This window comes from Asticcacaulis sp. AC402 (genome assembly GCF_000495835.1).
Lineage (GTDB): Bacteria > Pseudomonadota > Alphaproteobacteria > Caulobacterales > Caulobacteraceae > Asticcacaulis.
Genome location: NZ_AWGC01000020.1, coordinates 54,168 through 69,481 on the forward strand (window position 1 = coordinate 54,168; position 15,314 = coordinate 69,481).

Genomic DNA, 15,314 nt, shown 5'->3' on the forward strand with positions numbered 1-15,314 from the left:
GTGGATTGGCAAGGGCGACTGCCCGCCCGAGCCTACGCGAGGAGCCATAAGGCGCTTGAGCTGAAAAAATGCGAATACCAAGCGTCATTCTTTATGAGGCTTGGTGTTATACCAACCCGCGAAATTCTTGACTCATCGCGGGTTGGCAAGGCCGACTGGCCGCCCGAGCTTTTGCGAGGAGCCAGGCGTCATTCTTTATGAGGCTTGGTTTTAGAGCGGGGTCTTGAGTCCATCACTACGCATCCCGCCCTAAGGCAATATCGACAGGCCGTTGCTCTCGTGCGTACGCCGCACGAAGAGGCCACGGCGACAAATAAAAAACCCCGCGTCGGCGACGCGGGGTTTTTTATATATAACTGACCGGAGAAGTTTAGGCTTCGGCGCCTTCGGCGTCGCTGCTCTTGCTGGCGCCCGAAGCGGTGACCGAGGCCACAACCGTCAGGCCCTTGGCGACCGGGGTGACGTCGGACGGCAGATTCAGATCGGAAATGTGCACCGACTGGCCGATTTCCAGGCCCGTCAGGTCGACGATGATGTCTTCGGGGATGTGGTCGGCCGGAACCTGGATTTCCAGTTCATGGAAAGCCACGTTCAGGGCTCCGCCCTTCTTCATGCCTGGCGACAGGTCGTGGTTCTTGAAGTGCACCGGGACCGAGATACGGATCCTGGCATGCTCATCGACGCGGAACAGGTCGAAGTGCACAGGCACGTCCGTGACCGGGTGGAAGTCGATCGACTTGGCGATCACCTTTTGAGTCTCATCGCCGTACTTCAGGGTCACCAGGTGACCGTTCAGCTTGCCGGTCGACAGCGACTTGCGGAAGGCGTTCAGATTGACGGCAATGGGGACCGGGCCCTTGTCGCCACCATACAGAACACCCGGCAGCTTGCCTGCGTTGCGGGTCGCGCGCGCGCCGCCCGTACCGGTGCGATCACGCACTTCGACATCCAGAACAATCTCGGCCATCAGCCTCTTCCTCGAACATAAGAAGGCCGCGCGCCAACCTGGGCACGGCGGGGAAACTTTAAGAGCGCGGGTGATACACGAAGCCGCGACGGTATGCAACCCGCCTAAACCGGGAAAATGCATACCGTTTTACGTTGATGACCTTGGGATACCTCTGGCCTATCTGCGCTTCTTTCGCTTCCCGCTCGATGCCTTCTTTTTCCCAGTTTTTTTGACCGAAGCCTTCTTGACCGCAGCTGGCTTGAAATAGGGCTCGGCATCGGCATAGAGGGAGGCGACCTTGGCCGGCTCAAAGCTGAGCGCGTTGCTTGACATCTTGCCAAGGCACTGGCCGGTATCCATCAACACGTGCTGACCCAGGCAGAAGACGTCCTCGAAATGCGGGGTCGACACAGCCAGGCACTGATAGAGGTTCAGCTTGCTCATATCCAGGCAGCGCTCGCCGTCGGCTTCGTTCATGAGTTCGCTCATGTAGTTGGCGCGATTGTCGCCACCTTCACCCAGGATGGCCAGGGCGGCAATGGTCAGGGCGCGGTTGACCGTGCCGGTATAGGGCTGATTGAAGAGGTCGGCCCGGTCGAAGAGATCAGTTGTCGAGGCAAAGGTTGAGGCCGGTATGGCAGCGTCGCCGGCCGCCGGCGCCGCGGCCAGCCTGGTCGCCGGGGCAGTGGCCAGGGCGCTTTGATCATCTGAGGTCGGCGACGCCGTATCGGGCGAGAGGGTCACTCCGTCGCCCTGGATGACGTACCCGCCGGTCGACTGGCCTGTTGTTGCCTGGGTGGTCAGGCCCGAGCCGTTGAGGGCGGCGGCCAGCAGTCGGGCACTTTCGTCGCTCTGGACGCTGCGCAGGGCGACCGAATTCTGTTTGGCCTGGATCAGGCGGCCATCGCGGTCGGCTATCTTTTCCCGGGACCACTTCTGACGCTGGACATCGTACGCCGCACGTTTAACACCGGCGCCGGAATTATAGACCGACTGGCCGTCCGAACTCAGCGCCAGGATGACGCGTCGGGCCGCGATGTCGGCCGACGGCAGGGTGGAGGCATAGGTAACGTCATTGGTGAGGCGATGGACCAGTTCGGCGCGGGCTGTGTCGTCGGCGGCGTAGGCGCGCAACGCAGCACGAAAGCTGGTTTCCTGCATGGCAACAATGGCGGCATAGGCCACAACGCCGCGCGACAGCTGATCTGGCTGGAAGGACGCGCCTTCCTGCAGTTTGACCTGAACGGCCTCGGCATCGGCGAAGCTGGCATTCATGGTGCGCGCGGTGGTGACATAGTCGACATAGACGGCGGCCGCGTCGGACACGTTCGAAGACAAGGCAACCGGCGGGCCGGCGGGGGCGGGCGGTGGCGGAGGTGGCAGCGGTGCTCGCTCAGTGACGCAACCCGACAGCAGCAAGGCAAACCCCAACATCAAGACAGACGTGCTGGTGACCCGGCTAAGGCTCGAGCCCTTCTTGATGGCCATTTTCATACGCTACTCCCTCTTTTACCCTAGGTGCCGAAATCGCGCTTACGGAAGGTCGCGTCTTCGGAGAATATGCTGATTTTATTGTGAAACGTGTCGCCGCCGACCGTCATCGTCTTTACATCACAAGGCGGGCGCCTTGGCCATAAGAGATCGGTAAAAACTTTGCCCAAATTGTGACCTCCAGGCGGAGGATTCTCGGTCTGGCGCCCCTGTCGAGCGTATAAAAAATATTTAAAAACAGTGCGTTACGGCATCTGAGGTGCTCACGGCTTCTTTATTGCCGTCCAATCAAAAAGTTTTGATACCGATTCGATCACTTTTTCAATCGAACAGCTTCGATACCGACTCTTCGTTGGCAATCCGGCGTATGGCCTCGCCTATTAGCGGCGCGACCCCGACAATACGGACCTTCGGGTGGCTGCGGATAAGGTCAGTGGCCTCAATTGAGTCGGTAATAACCAGTTCTTTCAGCACCGATTTATCCACCCGGTTCATGGCTTCGCCGGACAGGACGCCGTGCGAGACATAGGCCGAAACGGCAGCCGCACCACGGTCCATCAACGCCCTGGCGGCATTGCAAAGGGTGCCGGCTGAATCAACGATATCGTCGAACAGGATACAGCTGCGGCCGGAAACATCGCCGATGATGTTCATCACTTCAGACTCGCCGGCGCGCGGACGGCGCTTGTCGACAATGGCCAGATCGGCACCGAGGCGATCAGCGAGGGCGCGGGCGCGGACCACGCCGCCGACGTCCGGCGACACGATCATCAACTCGTGCGGATCGCGATAATTGGCCTGGATGTCCTTGGCCATGAACGGGATGGCGACCAGATTGTCGGTAGGTATGTCGAAGAAGCCCTGAATCTGGCCGGCATGCAGGTCCATGGTAAGGACCCGGTGGGCGCCGGCCCGGGTGATGATATTGGCCACCAGCTTGGCCGAGATCGGCGTCCGACCGCCGGTTTTGCGATCCTGGCGGGCATAGCCGAAATAGGGAATGACGGCGGTGATGCGCCGTGCAGAGGCGCGCGTCAGGGCGTCAATGCAGATCAGCAACTCCATCAGGTTGTCATTGGCGGGGTAGCTGGTCGACTGGATGACAAAGACATCCTCACCACGGACGTTTTCATCGATGGTGACAAAGATTTCCTTGTCGGCAAAGCGTTGTACGCGGGCTTTGGTCAGGGGCATGTCGAGATAGTCGCCGATGGCCTGGGCCAGAGTCCGGTTGGAGTTGGCGGCGAGCAGTTTCATCTGAAAAACCCTGTTAAGTCTTGCCGCGGCTTTTAGCAGGGGTTTGTCGAGGTTCAAGGGCCAAACGTCGCAAAACCGTAACTTTGTGGCCTATGGTCTCAGCATGATTGCCGAGATCAGCCTGCCGTAGTCCGGAAGTTGCTGTTTGAAATTGCGCCGGTTGGAGAAGAAAAGGGCCTCGTCGGCGCAGGTGTCGTGGCCAGTGGCGGCGCATTGCGTGATGCCGGCGCGTTTCAGACGCATCAGGCAGTAGCCCGGCAGGTCGAACAGCCGTTTGTCGCTGGCAGCGCCGGGGATGAAGAAGGTGGGGCTGTCCGGATCGTGGTCGGCGAACAGGCCAGCATAGTCGGCGCCGACCTCATAGGAAACCTGGGCAATGCACGGCCCGATGACGCAGCGGATTTGGCTCAGCGCGGCACCGCGGCTTTGCATCAGGTCCAGGGTCGCTTCGATCATGCCGTACAGTGCGCCCTTCCAGCCAGCGTGGCACGAAGCGACCACGCCGTTGCTGGGGTCGGCAAACAACAGGGGGGCGCAATCGGCGGAGAGGGCCGACAGAATCAGGCCGGGTGTCGAGGTGACCAGGCCGTCGGCCTCGGGTCGGTCCAGGGGCCAGGGGCCGGTCACCTCAAGCGCAGAAGTGGAATGGACCTGATACAGGCTGAGCAACTGTTCGACCGGGCGGTCGAAAGCGGCAGCGACGCGACGGCGGTTCTCCTGGACGGCCAGGGCGTCATCACGCGATCCCAGACCGATGTTCAGGGAGTCGTAGACGCCTGTCGATACTCCGCCCTGACGGGTGAAGAAGCCATGCTGGACACCGGGAAGGTCGAGCAGCGGATGCAGGATTCGGGGTGGGATCTGAGCAGGCATGGCGGCCATGTAGCCGTTGCGCGGTCAGTCTTCAAGCGCGAACAAGGGAAGAGACGCGGGATAGGCGAACGCCATGACTTTAAACAACTCGCCCATTTCGGACGCGCTTGTTAAACGTTCGTATTGACGTTGGAGTTTGTCGGCATGGTCAGGATTTTTCTCGCTCAGCGCAGCCAGGCGCGCCGAGATGCCTGCGCGCCCCAGGAACTCACCTTGAGTTTTGATATCACTCAGTTTTACATGTGTTGAAAGCACGTTGGCAATCGCTTCGAAATCAGCCCAGATGGTCAGGTCGTGTTTGCCGGGTGCCTCGAGGGGGTGGCGCTTTTCGTGCAGCGAAAGGGCTTGAAGGGTATCGCCCGGTCCGGCCACGGCGCGCCCGTAATCGAGCAACAGGACGGCGCCGGTGGCGGATTTGATAACCGCAGCCAGGTTGGCTGCGAACTGTTGTTGCGCCCGTGACACCTCGATGATCTGACCCGGCTCGGCTTGCGCTGCGGGCGTATAGTCGGTCTCTACAAGTCCAAACGCCAGGTCGCCATCAATAATGCCGACGGCGCGTTCCGCCCAGCCCTCTTCGGTGCGGACATACTGCCGGGCCGGCAGGCAATCCAGCACTTCGTTGGCGACAATGATGACCGGCAGATCGATTGAAATCGCGTTGACATCGGTCAGGAACAGGGCGCCGGCGATCGTCTGCGCCTGCTGTGCGCGCAGTCGCGGCGACGGTTCGACCATCACCACCTGAATGGCTTCGCGCAGGCCCGGCACGTGGTCCGCAACGCGCAGGATATCTGACATCAGTGCGCCGTCACCGCCGCCGATTTCGACCAGGCGAAAAGCCGGGGGCGAGTTCATGGCGAGCCAGGTCTGGGCCACCCAGACCCCGATCATTTCGCCGAACATTTGCGAAACAAGCGGCGCCGTGATGAAGTCGCCATCAGCCCCCAGTCTGACATGGCGGGTGTAATAGCCGTCGACGGGATCGAGCAGGCAGGAAGACATGTAGTCGGCCACGCTCATCGGGCCTTCCAGGGTGATCTGCTCGATCAAACGTTGCTTAAGCGACATGTTTTCCAGGGGGTGCGCTTTCCTTGCGCAGGGCGAACCAGATCAGGAAGCTGCCGGCCACGACCATCAGCAGGGACAGGATCTGGCCCATAGTCATGACGTTCTTGAAAAAGTCCCACATCTGGCTGTCGGGCTCGCGGACAAATTCGATCAGGAAGCGGAAGACGCCATAGCCGGCGATGAATGTGCCCATGATCAGGCCGGGACGCTGGAATTCCTTGCGGATGTGGGCAAGGTACCACAGCGCGGCGAACAGGATCAGGCCTTCGGTTGCGGCCTCGTAGAGCTGGCTGGGGTGGCGCACGATTCCCGGCCCACCGGAGCAGCTATATTTGTTACAGAAGACCATGCCCCAGGGAACTGAGGTTTCGCGACCCCACAGCTCGCCATTGATAAAATTAGCCATGCGCCCGAAGAACAGGCCAATCGGGGCAGCACAGGCTAAAAGATCGCCGAGGTTAAGCAACTGGAGCAAATCGATTTTCTTGAAATGGCCATAGAGCACGGTGGCGATCACCACACCCATGAAGCCACCGTGGAACGACATGCCGCCGTTCTGAATCATAAAGACCTGAAAGAAATCGCGCCAGACCAGCGACAGGTCATAGAACAGGATAAAGCCGATCCGGCCGCCGAGGATGACGCCTAACGTGATCCAGACAATCAGGTCGTCCAATTGGTCAGTGTTCACGGGCGCCTGGCGCGGCGTCCACAGACCTTCGTTGCGAAGCAGGCGGCCGAGATACAGCCAGCCCAGGACTATGCCGGCGATGTAAGCCAGGGCGTACCACCGGATGGCAAGCGGCCCGATGTGAAATATTACGGGATCAATTTCCGGCAGGGTCATAAGGCACATCTCCCCAAAAAGGCGCAGTGGCTGTTTACCAACTTAGGTGCGACAAGTCGCCACAAAAGAGAGACAAGGCGCTTAGAATCATGGAAAAACTTTGTTGACCGAGGGAGAAGCCTCTATATTGAATGCACACGCATTTTCTGGAGGCCTATCGCCATGCAAAGCCAAAATCCATTCCTCGATGAACTGGCCAAGATGACCACTTCGGCCATGTCCCTGGCCCAGGCGGCAGGTGAGGAGGCCAAGACGGCCTTCCGGTCACAAGCTGACCGCTTCGTTGCCGACATGGATCTGGTTCGCCGTGAGGAGCTCGATGCGCTGAAAGCGGAAATCGCTGATCTCAGGGCTCAGGTGGTGGCACTCTCAGGTAAGCCGAAAGGCAAGGGCGTCAAGCCGGATGTCGACCTTCCGGTCGATGAGACATAACGATTTCAGGGGTTTCCATGACCACGCCGCAAGCCTACGACAGCGACGCGACTTTCGATCCGCTTGATGTGGTCGAATCCATCCTCACCGAGGAAGGTCTGGAGTATGAGCGCACGCCCGAAGGTGACCTGGGATTTGCGCTGAGCGGCGACTGGCGGACCTACGAGATGTGGTTCTCGTGGCGTCCCGAGGGCGAATGCCTGCAGCTGTGCTGTTCGCTGGATGTCGAGTCTGGCGCCGGTCAGATTCTGATCGAGGACCGCCTGCCCGGACTTTATGAATTGCTGTGCCTGGTCAATCAACACGTCTGGTTCGGCCATTTCGAAGCCTTCCGGGATCCGGAGGGGGGTGTCGCCGGCATGGGGCTCTACGATGTCGTCTTCCGGCACACGGTCGCGGTCAACCCGCTGGAGCGCGCTTCGGTGGTGGCCAGCGCGCACATGATCAACAGCGCGGCGGAGGCGGTCGACCGCTTCTATCCGGCTTTCGATTTCTGGTTCAAGGGTGCTCTGACGGCGCGCGATGCTTTCGCTGCCTGCCTTTTCGAGACTCAGGGAGAGGCCTAATGGCGGATGTGCTGCCCAAGCCGGTGTTGCTCATCGGCGCCGGAGCTTTGGGATCGTCCATCCTGAAGGGCATGCGTATTGTCGGCCATGCCGTGCCCACGGACCTGATGATTCTTGATCTGCAGCCCGGCGACGAGGCTAAGGCCTATGCCGCCGATGGCGCGCAACTCAATACGCCTCCCGAGACATGGGAAGCGGCCAGGACTGTTATACTTGCTGTAAAACCCCAGGGTTGGCATGCCGTAGCGGCGATTTTGCACGGCAATCTGAGGGCAGATGCGATCATTGTCTCGGTCATGGCCGGCGTGCAGACTTCCAGTCTTCAACAAGCGTTTGCCGGCCATGCGGTGGCGCGCGTCATGCCGACGACCGGTGTCGCCACCGGCAAGGGTGTGGCTTCGATCTATGCCGATGGAGAAGACGCACTGACCGCGGCAAATGGCGTGTTCGCGCCTATGGCGGCAACGGTGGTCCTGAGCGACGAAAGTCAGATGGATTCAGCGACGGCGGTGTCGGGGTCGGGGCCAGCCTATGTCTATGCCTTTGTGCGGGCGCTGGAAAAGGCCGGGCGTGAGACGGGACTTTCGCGCAGTCACGCCCGGGACCTGGCGCGCGGAACGCTGATTTCGGCGGCGCGACTGCTCGATCAGACGGGCGAAGAACCAGACGACCTGATTCGCAAGGTCGCGTCACCGGGAGGTACGACCGAGGCGGCCCTAAAGGTTTTGTGTGCTGAGGGGGCCGGCCTGGACGAACTGTTGCTGGCGGCCGTTCAGGCCGCGCACAAACGTTCGAAGGAACTGGGTTAGGCCCGGGTTATACCAACCCACGATGACCTTGACTCATCGTGGGTTGGCAAGCGCGACTGCGCGCCCGAGCTTTTGCGAGGAGCCATGCGGCGCTTGAGCTGAAAAAAAACGAATGCCAAGCCTCATTCTTTATGAGGCTTGGTATTGGAGCGCAAGACCTATCCACCGAAGAACAGGCACGTCCTGAAGTTCGTGCCTGTCCGAGCCGATCGCGGTCAAAAACCTATGAACCTATGTTCAAGGCCTTTTTGACGTCCATCCATGGAACGATCTTGAAGTTCTGACGCGCGCGGGCACCGGTTGGCGTTTCACCTTCCATGTCAGAATCGTCCTGCATCACGACGACACCCTCGGCATAGGGGCCGACCTGACCGCCCAGGGCCGCAACCCCGTCCGTTCCGGTGACGGCATCAAAGCCGTTGCCTGGAAACACCGAGAACCGGCCCTTGTAAATGGACGTCTCACCCGCGACCTGCCAGACGGCAAAGGCACTGTCGCCCTGGGACGAAGCAATCAAGTAGCTCAGCCCTGAGTCTTCATCGACGAGCAGGGCCAGGCCTTCGACATCGGGAACCAGAATGTTGGAGGGCGCGGCTTGCAGTTCGACACGCGTCGATCCGGTCGCCGGCTCGACGCCATAGCGCCAAATGCCCTTGGCCTCTTCGGCGATGTAAAGTGCTCCCGTCCTGTCATCGATGACGCACCCTTCTGATTGGGTGCCGACATTGAAGCGGCGCACAATCTCGCCCCTGGGGCCGGCCTCAGTCTCGGAATAGATGGCCTGCACGACATCGCCGTTCTTGCCGATGATGACGATGGTGATGCCGGCCTCGATCGTGCCCATGCACAGGCCGTAGGCTTCGGAGGTCGTCATGGGGAGGAAGCCCGCGACCTTGAGCTTCAGGTCGTCGGTCAGGGTGAACAGAGCCGCGCCGTTCCTGGCGCGGTCGGACGCCGCAATAAGGGTGAAGGAACCGGTCTCGCCATAGATGGTGCGCAGGTCGACATTGTTGAGCGGGCCATGGGCGACAAAATCGCGTACGCTGCCGTCCAGATTATAGGCGTACAGACCGGCCTTTTTGTCGGTGCCCAGGATCAGCGAACGCGACTTGTCCATCGGGTCGACCCAGATTTCCGGGTCATCGGCCGCATCGAGGCCGGCGGTTCCGACCGCGACGGTCTCGGCCGATGCCAGTACCGGGGTTCCGGTGCCGATGGCGATCAGCTTCGAGTCCGATACCAGCTCTGAGTGTAATGACGCGCAACCCGTCAGGAGTGTTGCCGTAATGACGACAGCCGAAGCCGTTGTAAAACCGACATAAAATCTCTTTAAATCCATCACATGCCTCGTCTATTGCATCGCAGACGGCTACGGCCGATCCGACGAACTGCTCATAGCAAGATTGCCGCGGAATGCACGGTAAATTTGATTTGAGCGAATCCGACAAAGTGGCCGCCACCTTTCGGAAAAATTGCGCGAGAAAAACAGAGCGGGGTTTTGATTCCACCAGAACATATGCCGCTCTAAATGCACCCGGGGGGCTGCTGGGGAGGAGGGCGCCGGTTCCGAAAGGAGCCGGCGTTCTTATTTGCGGCATCGGTTGTGGGCGCGCGCTGATCAGCGCTGGCACGAGTCCGGCTGCAGGGGCCGCGCCCCTGCCTATTCCAGGGGCAGGGCGGTGACGGCGCGCAAACCGCCCATGGGGCTGGTTTCCAGCATCAGGTCGCCGCCGTGGCCGCGGACGATATCGCGGGCGATGGCCAGCCCCAAACCTACGCCCTGGATGTTCTGGTTACGGGAATCGTCGAGTCGGTTAAACGGCTTGAAGGCGTCCTCGCGTCTTTCCGGTGCGATACCTGGTCCATCGTCATCGACGATCAGGTGGAGCATCCGCTTGCCCTCGGCGATGGCAATTTCCGCCGAAAAGGCGACGTGTTTGCCGTAGTGGAATCCGTTCATGATCAGGTTGGTGATGGCGCGCTGGATCGCCATTTCGCGGATAACGATGCGCAGGTCGTGATCGAGATAGACGGCCTCCAACCGGTGGCCGGCGCGTGCGGCATTGTCGGTAATTGTCTGCATCAGAAGCCGTACGGATACGATGTCGCTGTTTTCAGCCATCTCGCCGCGGGCAAAGGCCAGGTACTCGTCGATCATATAGGCCATTTCTGAGACGTCCTGCTTCATCCGCTTGCTGGCCGCGTCCTGTTCGCCCATGGCCAGTTCCAGCTTCAGCCGTGTCAGGGGCGTACGCAGGTCGTGGCTGACCGAGGCGAGCAGGGTGGTGCGCTGTTCGATCTGGCGCTGGATGCGGGCCTTCATCTTCAGGAAGGCCTCGGCGGCGGCCCGGACCTCAGTGGCGCCATAGGGCTTGAAGTTCGGGTCGTCCTCGCCGCGGCCGAAACGCTCGGCGGCTTGGGACAGACGTTCAATGGCGCGGACCTGGTTGCGGATGAACAGCATGGCGACCGTGGTCAGCAACCAAGTGGCGCCCAGCACCCAGAAGATAAAGATATAGCCGGTGGTGGCAAAGGCGCGCTCCTTGGGCGCGATGATACGCAGCACGCCATCCTTCACCTGAACGCGGATATCGACAAAACCGGGGTAGCGGGTGGCGTCGAACCAGTAGGGATCGTTGAGCCGGTCACGCAGGGCGCGATCGATGGTCCGGTCCAGGGCGACAAACAGGGCAGGGCGCAGGGTATCGGGCAGGCCATCGCCCTTTTTCAGGGTGATGGACAGTTGCATAACGTCGGCCTGGGTGCGTATTTTCCTGAGGTTGGCATCGCTGGGGTCGTCCTTGTAGGCCGCCACGGCCCAGGCGATATCGCCGGCAAGGCCCTCGGAAAGCCGCTCGGTGACCGTTTCCCAGTGCAGGTCGAAAAACACCCAGGTGATCAGGACCTGCATGATGGCGATCGGCAGGACGATGATCAGCAGCACCCGCGCCATCAGTGTACGCGGAAAATTGCGCTTGAAAATCCTGGGCAGGAGACGAAGCTTGGGCAGGCGCATGGCTTAGTCCGGCGCGAGCATGTAGCCCTTGCCACGGACGGTCTGCAGGTAGCGCGGATTCTTCGGATCCTGCTCGATCTTGCGGCGCAGGCGGGTGACCTGGACGTCGACAGCGCGGCCGGTGGTGTCGACGCTGTCCTTGGCCAGATCCATGCGGTCGACCGGGACATTGGCACGTTCGGCCAGGTAGCGCAGAAGTTGCGATTCGGCCTCGGTCAGTCGGACCAGTGCGCCACTCCTGCTCAGTTCGGATCGCTCCAGATCAAAGGTGAAGGCGCCCATGGTGACGGCCTTGGGCAGGGCGGGTTTCACCCCCGTACGGCGCAGGATGGCCTCGATGCGCAACAGAAGTTCCTGCGGCTCGAACGGTTTGGAGAGATAATCATCGGCCCCCAGCGACAGACCCATGATACGGTCATCCGGCAGGCCGCGCGCCGTCAGGATCAGTATGGGGACATTCGAATTGGAGCGGACCCATTTCGACAGCGAAAATCCGTCTTCGCCGGGCATCATGACGTCCACGATCAACAGGTCGAAGTCGAGCAGTTGCAGCATGCGTTTGGCGGCGTCGGCGTGGGCGGCGGCCGTGACGCGGAACCCCTGGCGCGACAGGAATTCCTTAAGCAGGGTGCGGATACGGTCGTCGTCGTCGACAACAAGCAGGTGACGGACGGTGGCGTCGTTGTGACCTGTGGCCAGGCTCATGGCTTTCGATTCTTTCGACGGAAGGCGATAACGGCGCCATCCTCACCAATCGCAGACAAATGTAAAGCCATTTTGCGCTGCGAAAAGCACGCGTCTTGCGGAGGTGTCCCCCTGGCTGTCAGGGGCAACCGGTATAATGGGCGCGCAGAAGGCTGTTCCACTCGGCTTCGCCGCCATCGCTGATGCGGTTCAGCTTCAGCTTGAAGTCGCTGTATTCGGCATGGTTGGGAATGCCGAATTCGGCGTCAACGATATGGCCATCCTCGGCGTCGAGCCAAAGCGGGCCGCCGTTTTCGCCGAAAGCGGGCCCGCCGACCATGTAGCGCCGGGTCTGGTGACCGTTGTGCGTTTCGTCGGCGACAAAGCGGACGTCGGCGCGGCCCAGATAGGTGAGAAAGTCGGTCATACTGTCGGTGACCACCAGGGCCAGGCCAAAGCTGAAACCAGCCTGGGGATCGGTCAGGTGCGGGGTGACGACGGTGAGCGACGCCAGGTCGAAGTCGTAGAGGTGCCAGGGCGAGTCAGTTGCCGTCGTGGTATCGCTCAGAAGCATGCCCGGCAGGTCGATTCTGGCCGAGATAAGCCGGGTGGCCGGATCGACATCCAGGCGGCCGAAGACGTTCTGGCTGCCGTCGCGATTAAGTTTTCCGGCATAGAGGGTGGTGGCTTCGAGGGTTTGCGGATTGAGTTGCGCGGTGACATAGGCCGCGGTGGTGCAGGCCTCGACCGACTTGAAAACCGCGACCTCGGTGACGCTCTTGCGGTAGACGACGATCTGTTCCGGCAGCGATCCGTCGCGGTTGCTGCGGGTATAGTCGTAAATGCGGCCGACGGGATCGGCGGCGCTGAGCGGGGTGTAGCCGGGCAGGGCGGCGCACGCGGGGAAGGCGAATGCGGCGAGGGTGGCGACAAGCAAAAGCGATTTCATGATCCAATATAGATCGCTTCAGAAGCGGCGTCCAGCGTGGCGCAAACCACACGCCGGAGCCTGCGGGAAACAAATCCCTTGCCAAGGTTACGAATGCTACGGATTATAACTTCCTTCGTATCAAGGGGATCGCGTACATGTTCCATTATGGCCTGGAAAACCTGCAGAGCCTGCTCGGCATCGTTGTCATCCTGGCCATCTGCTGGGGCCTGTCGGAAAACAAGAAACGCTTTCCGATTTTCCTCACGCTCGGCGCCATCGGCGTACAGATTGTCCTGATTTTACTGTTGTTCGCCATTCCCCAGGCCCATGTGGTGCTTGACGGCATCTCCAACGGCATGCAGGCCCTGTCCGATTCCACCGCCCAGGGCATGCAATTCGTCTTTGGCTACATGGGCGGGGGCGCTCAGCCCTACGTCGTTGCCAACGAAGGCGCCCTGTTCGTCTTTGCCCTGCGCGTCCTGCCGTTGATCCTGGTGATCGGCGCCCTCGCGGCCTTTTTGTGGCATATCGGCGTACTGAAGATCATTATCCGCTTTTTCGGCGTCATTTTCGAAAAGGCCGTCGGCCTGGGCGGCGCCTCGGCGCTGGGCGTGTCGGCGGGTATATTTGTCGGCAATGTCGAAAGCCTGATCATCATCCGCGCCTATCTCGACAAACTGACGCGGTCGGAGCTGTTCGTGATGCTGGTCATCGGTATGGCCAATGTCTCAGGCTCGACCATGGTCGCCTATGTCCTGATCCTCAATGGCGTCCTGCCCAATGCTGCCGGCCATATCCTGGCGGCTTCGATCGTCTCGGCGCCGGCCGGGGTCCTGCTGGCTCGAATCATCGTGCCCGAACTGGTCAATCACCAGCATGAAAAGGTCGACTACACTTCATCGCTGAAATACGACAGTGCCATCGATGCCATCGCCAAAGGTACAACCGACGGCCTGAACGTTGCTGTTCACATTGCCGCCATCCTGATCGTCATGGTCGCCCTGGTCGCGCTGGGCAATGCGGCGCTGAGCGGTTTTTACCATGTCGGTGGTGAGCCCATCACCATCGAGCGCATCCTGGGCATAGTGTTCACGCCCCTGGCCTGGCTGATGGGTGTGCCGGCCGATGAAGCGGCCATGGCGGGGCGCTTCCTCGGCATCAAGATGGTGCTGACCGAGTTTGTGGCCTATCTCAAACTGGCGGCCGTGCCGGTTGAGGGCATGTCGGAGCGCACGCGCATCCTGCTGACCTATGCCCTGTGCGGTTTCGCCAACGTTGGCTCGGTCGGGATAACGGTGGCCGGTTACGGTGCGCTGATGCCGGAGCGCCGTCCGGAAATCCTCAACATGATCTGGAAGGCCCTGGCGGCCGGCTTCCTGGCGACTGTCCTGTCGGCGGCCATTGTCGGGGCCTTGCCAAATATCATCTACGGGCTGTAAAGGTTCCTGAAAAGCATGTGCCGGGAGGCGCCAGATGAAGCTCTACACGACCGACTATGCACCTAATCCGCGGCGCGTGCGCTGGGTGATGGCGGAAAAGGGCATTACCGATATCGGCCTGGTCCAGATCGATATCATGAATCTGGAGCACCGTACCCATCCGGTGGTGGCCAAAACCGGGTCTTCGCACCTGCCGGTGCTGGAACTGGACGACGGCTCGGTCATCGCCGAGTCGGTGGCCATCGGCCGTTATCTCGAAAGCCTGTATCCGCAACCCAACCTGTTTGGCCACGACGCCCGCGAGATTGCTGATATCGAGATGTGGACCCGCCGCCTGGAACAGCGCCTGGCAACGCCCCTGATGTTGGGGACGCGCCTGAAGGCTGCGCCCCTGGCGGTGCTGGAGACGCCCAATACGGCGGTCGCCGACTATATGTTTGAAGGTGCGGCCGTGTTTTGCGCCGGCCTGGATGCACACCTGGCCGGACGGGACTTCATTGCCGCCGACCGGCTGACCATAGCCGATATTGTTTGTGCTTGCGCCTTCGACTTTGCCCGCATCGCCCGTTTCCGGCCGGACAACTCGCTGCAAGACCTTGAACGGTGGCTGGGCGCTATGCGTGATCGGGCGAAGACGCTGGAGATTTGACCCTTCGTGCAATGCCCTGGCGGCGTTTCACCTATCGCCCAAGCGGTGCTTGATCTTGGCTATCTTCCGAGGCGAATGCCACTTGTTCGTGCTCCATCAGTTTATTGGGGCACATTTAAGCGATAACAGTGAAGACGCCAGGTTCACCCCGCGTGGGCGGGGACCAGGACACGCCGCGCGACACGATTTCGCGCTGTGCCTGTTCATCCCCGCGTGGGCGGGGACCAGCCGTTGCGCAGGCCCAGCGGGACAATATCGCGCGGTTCATCCCCGCGTGGGCGGGGACCAGGCGGTTTTCCT

General features: G+C 60.8%; 15 protein-coding genes and 1 CRISPR repeat array (1 of these 16 only partly in view). Of the genes, 5 read left to right on the forward strand and 10 right to left on the reverse strand.

Annotated features, from left to right (window positions below):
* Positions 1-370: 370 nt before the first annotated feature.
* From ABAC402_RS32845 to lgt, 6 genes are all read right to left on the reverse strand, one after another.
* Entirely contained in the window at positions 371-967 is a 597-nt protein-coding gene (locus ABAC402_RS32845) for a 50S ribosomal protein L25/general stress protein Ctc (protein WP_023450068.1), read from the reverse strand.
* Between the two features lie 159 nt (positions 968-1,126).
* A complete protein-coding gene (locus ABAC402_RS32850; RefSeq protein WP_023450069.1) occupies positions 1,127-2,443 on the reverse strand; it encodes a hypothetical protein in 1,317 nt (438 codons plus the stop codon).
* Positions 2,444-2,761: 318 nt separating this feature from the next.
* Positions 2,762-3,697 carry a ribose-phosphate pyrophosphokinase gene (locus ABAC402_RS32855; RefSeq protein WP_023450070.1) on the reverse strand — a complete coding sequence of 312 codons (936 nt, stop codon included), beginning with the start codon at positions 3,695-3,697 and terminating at the stop codon, positions 2,762-2,764.
* Between the two features lie 90 nt (positions 3,698-3,787).
* A complete protein-coding gene (gene pgeF / locus ABAC402_RS32860) occupies positions 3,788-4,570 on the reverse strand; it encodes a peptidoglycan editing factor PgeF (protein WP_031235718.1) in 783 nt (260 codons plus the stop codon).
* Between the two features lie 24 nt (positions 4,571-4,594).
* Positions 4,595-5,641, reverse strand: coding sequence for a class I SAM-dependent methyltransferase (locus ABAC402_RS32865; RefSeq protein ID WP_023450072.1), 1,047 nt, complete (start codon positions 5,639-5,641; stop codon positions 4,595-4,597).
* Positions 5,631-6,488 (reverse strand): prolipoprotein diacylglyceryl transferase, encoded by an 858-nt coding sequence (gene lgt, locus ABAC402_RS32870; RefSeq protein WP_023450073.1) that lies wholly within the window; start codon positions 6,486-6,488, stop codon positions 5,631-5,633. The genes ABAC402_RS32865 and lgt overlap by 11 nt, the downstream gene beginning before the upstream one ends.
* A gap of 162 nt (positions 6,489-6,650) precedes the next feature.
* Here lgt and ABAC402_RS32875 point away from each other — a divergent pair, with 162 nt between their 5' ends.
* Genes ABAC402_RS32875 through proC form a run of 3 tightly spaced genes read left to right on the forward strand, consistent with a single transcriptional unit; the run spans position 6,651 to position 8,295 of the window.
* A complete protein-coding gene (locus ABAC402_RS32875) occupies positions 6,651-6,920 on the forward strand; it encodes an accessory factor UbiK family protein (RefSeq protein ID WP_023450074.1) in 270 nt (89 codons plus the stop codon).
* A 17-nt stretch (positions 6,921-6,937) separates the two neighbouring features.
* Entirely contained in the window at positions 6,938-7,486 is a 549-nt protein-coding gene (locus ABAC402_RS32880; RefSeq protein ID WP_023450075.1) for a YbjN domain-containing protein, read from the forward strand.
* Positions 7,486-8,295 (forward strand): pyrroline-5-carboxylate reductase, encoded by an 810-nt coding sequence (gene proC, locus ABAC402_RS32885; RefSeq protein WP_023450076.1) that lies wholly within the window; start codon positions 7,486-7,488, stop codon positions 8,293-8,295. Before ABAC402_RS32880 ends, proC begins: the two co-directional genes overlap by 1 nt.
* A gap of 223 nt (positions 8,296-8,518) precedes the next feature.
* Here proC and ABAC402_RS32890 read toward each other — a convergent pair whose 3' ends face one another.
* From ABAC402_RS32890 to ABAC402_RS32905, 4 genes are all read right to left on the reverse strand, one after another.
* Positions 8,519-9,634 (reverse strand): phytase, encoded by a 1,116-nt coding sequence (locus tag ABAC402_RS32890; RefSeq protein WP_023450077.1) that lies wholly within the window; start codon positions 9,632-9,634, stop codon positions 8,519-8,521.
* Positions 9,635-9,955: 321 nt separating this feature from the next.
* Positions 9,956-11,311 (reverse strand): ATP-binding protein, encoded by a 1,356-nt coding sequence (locus tag ABAC402_RS32895; protein WP_023450078.1) that lies wholly within the window; start codon positions 11,309-11,311, stop codon positions 9,956-9,958.
* 3 nt (positions 11,312-11,314) lie between these two features.
* Positions 11,315-12,016 (reverse strand): response regulator, encoded by a 702-nt coding sequence (locus ABAC402_RS32900; RefSeq protein WP_023450079.1) that lies wholly within the window; start codon positions 12,014-12,016, stop codon positions 11,315-11,317.
* A gap of 118 nt (positions 12,017-12,134) precedes the next feature.
* Positions 12,135-12,944 (reverse strand): hypothetical protein, encoded by an 810-nt coding sequence (locus tag ABAC402_RS32905; RefSeq protein ID WP_023450080.1) that lies wholly within the window; start codon positions 12,942-12,944, stop codon positions 12,135-12,137.
* 137 nt (positions 12,945-13,081) lie between these two features.
* Between ABAC402_RS32905 and ABAC402_RS32910 the strand changes: the two genes are divergently transcribed.
* A complete protein-coding gene (locus ABAC402_RS32910; protein ID WP_023450081.1) occupies positions 13,082-14,365 on the forward strand; it encodes a NupC/NupG family nucleoside CNT transporter in 1,284 nt (427 codons plus the stop codon).
* Between the two features lie 34 nt (positions 14,366-14,399).
* Entirely contained in the window at positions 14,400-15,014 is a 615-nt protein-coding gene (locus ABAC402_RS32915; RefSeq protein ID WP_023450082.1) for a glutathione S-transferase family protein, read from the forward strand.
* A 138-nt stretch (positions 15,015-15,152) separates the two neighbouring features.
* Positions 15,153-15,314: direct repeats of the CRISPR family, unit length 29 nt; unit sequence CGGTTCATCCCCGCGTGGGCGGGGACCAG (it continues 4,321 nt past the right edge of the window).

What these genes read in the sequence shown, in the direction of transcription:
- ABAC402_RS32845 (WP_023450068.1), bottom strand. Translation starts at nt 967, where the DNA reads ATGGCCGAGATTGTTCTGGATGTCGAAGTGCGTGATCGCACCGGTACG.
- ABAC402_RS32850 (WP_023450069.1), bottom strand. Translation starts at nt 2,443, where the DNA reads ATGAAAATGGCCATCAAGAAGGGCTCGAGCCTTAGCCGGGTCACCAGC.
- ABAC402_RS32855 (WP_023450070.1), bottom strand. Translation starts at nt 3,697, where the DNA reads ATGAAACTGCTCGCCGCCAACTCCAACCGGACTCTGGCCCAGGCCATC.
- pgeF (WP_031235718.1), bottom strand. Translation starts at nt 4,570, where the DNA reads ATGCCTGCTCAGATCCCACCCCGAATCCTGCATCCGCTGCTCGACCTT.
- ABAC402_RS32865 (WP_023450072.1), bottom strand. Translation starts at nt 5,641, where the DNA reads ATGTCGCTTAAGCAACGTTTGATCGAGCAGATCACCCTGGAAGGCCCG.
- lgt (WP_023450073.1), bottom strand. Translation starts at nt 6,488, where the DNA reads ATGACCCTGCCGGAAATTGATCCCGTAATATTTCACATCGGGCCGCTT.
- ABAC402_RS32875 (WP_023450074.1), top strand. Translation starts at nt 6,651, where the DNA reads ATGCAAAGCCAAAATCCATTCCTCGATGAACTGGCCAAGATGACCACT.
- ABAC402_RS32880 (WP_023450075.1), top strand. Translation starts at nt 6,938, where the DNA reads ATGACCACGCCGCAAGCCTACGACAGCGACGCGACTTTCGATCCGCTT.
- proC (WP_023450076.1), top strand. Translation starts at nt 7,486, where the DNA reads ATGGCGGATGTGCTGCCCAAGCCGGTGTTGCTCATCGGCGCCGGAGCT.
- ABAC402_RS32890 (WP_023450077.1), bottom strand. Translation starts at nt 9,634, where the DNA reads ATGGATTTAAAGAGATTTTATGTCGGTTTTACAACGGCTTCGGCTGTC.
- ABAC402_RS32895 (WP_023450078.1), bottom strand. Translation starts at nt 11,311, where the DNA reads ATGCGCCTGCCCAAGCTTCGTCTCCTGCCCAGGATTTTCAAGCGCAAT.
- ABAC402_RS32900 (WP_023450079.1), bottom strand. Translation starts at nt 12,016, where the DNA reads ATGAGCCTGGCCACAGGTCACAACGACGCCACCGTCCGTCACCTGCTT.
- ABAC402_RS32905 (WP_023450080.1), bottom strand. Translation starts at nt 12,944, where the DNA reads ATGAAATCGCTTTTGCTTGTCGCCACCCTCGCCGCATTCGCCTTCCCC.
- ABAC402_RS32910 (WP_023450081.1), top strand. Translation starts at nt 13,082, where the DNA reads ATGTTCCATTATGGCCTGGAAAACCTGCAGAGCCTGCTCGGCATCGTT.
- ABAC402_RS32915 (WP_023450082.1), top strand. Translation starts at nt 14,400, where the DNA reads ATGAAGCTCTACACGACCGACTATGCACCTAATCCGCGGCGCGTGCGC.